Below are 694 nucleotides of genomic sequence, written 5' to 3' on the forward strand. Positions count from 1 at the left end.
TGTCTGAAATGATAGCTTGCGTCGGAATCGTCAGCCTGGCTCCTACCAATAAGGAGAGCGTCATTTCCCAAACCGAAGCATCAAATATATAGTTTGCAAACTGTAGAATATTATCTTCCTCTGTTACTCTATATGTATCCAGCAAATGGGTTCTCAAAGATGCAACGCCACTGTGCTTAACCAAGACTCCTTTCGGTGTACCCGTTGTTCCCGAAGTGTAGATTACATAAGCCAAATCCTCAGGTTGGTTTACCTTTTTCGGGTTTGTAGACACCCCACCCCAATTCTCCCTCTCTGCGAGATCGATTATTGGCATACCGGCATTACATTTCAGGTCTGCCTGATAGATAAGAATGGCTTTGGGCTGGCTATCCTGGAGCATGAACGCGATTCTCTCTTCCGGAAAGGTAGGGTCTAGCGGTACATAGGCCCCTCCCGCTTTCAGAATTCCATAGATCGCTACAATCATCTCGATACTCCGCTCTGCCAGAATGGCAACGAAGTCATCCGGCTTCACGCCCATCTTGCGCAGTTTCCTTGCCAGCTGGTTTGCCTTTCGGTTTAGCTCGGCATAAGTAAGCTGCTCTTCCCCGAATACTACTGCTATATGATCAGGTGTTTTCTTAACCTGCTCCTCGAACAAATCTACGACAGTCCGGTCTCGTGCATACTCAACAGCCGTATCATTGAATCC

General features: G+C 47.4%; 1 protein-coding gene. It reads right to left on the minus strand.

What is annotated here, in order from left to right; genetic code table 11:
* Positions 1–694 (minus strand): AMP-binding protein (locus tag BN3772_RS29775; RefSeq protein ID WP_042204353.1); only part of this gene is annotated, 694 nt, incomplete at both ends.

The organism is Paenibacillus camerounensis (genome assembly GCF_000723885.1).
Classification (GTDB): Bacteria; Bacillota; Bacilli; order Paenibacillales; family Paenibacillaceae; genus Paenibacillus_AQ; species Paenibacillus_AQ camerounensis.